Origin of the sequence: Anoxybacillus sp. LAT27 (assembly GCF_022030075.1) — a bacterium.
Lineage (GTDB): Bacteria > Bacillota > Bacilli > Bacillales > Anoxybacillaceae > Anoxybacillus > Anoxybacillus kestanbolensis.
This window is the reverse complement of the sequence record NZ_JAIWYK010000287.1, coordinates 1-234: the sequence shown is the minus strand read 5'-3', so window position 1 is coordinate 234 and position 234 is coordinate 1. Positions and strand designations below refer to the sequence as shown.

Genomic DNA, 234 nt, shown 5'->3' with positions numbered 1-234 from the left:
CAACTCAACCTGCTCGACACGCCACTGGCCGAAGCCGAATTGCGCACGCGCCTGGCGTTGCTGCAACTGAACGCCTTGCGCGTGACCCAACCCGCCGGGCAACTCAGTGGCGGCGAACGCTTGAAGGCCGCGATGGCGATTGCCTTGTGGCGCGAAGTGCCGGCGCAACTGTTGTTGCTGGACGAGCCGACCAACCACTTGGACTTGGAATCGGTGATGGCCTTTGAACAGGCG

1 protein-coding gene is annotated in these 234 nt (G+C 63.2%); it reads left to right on the top strand.

All coding sequences use genetic code 11. The annotated features are described in order from the left end of the window. Positions 1-234, top strand: a 234-nt coding sequence (locus LD028_RS18245; RefSeq protein WP_237811674.1) for an ATP-binding cassette domain-containing protein, incomplete at both ends; no start/stop codon positions are given.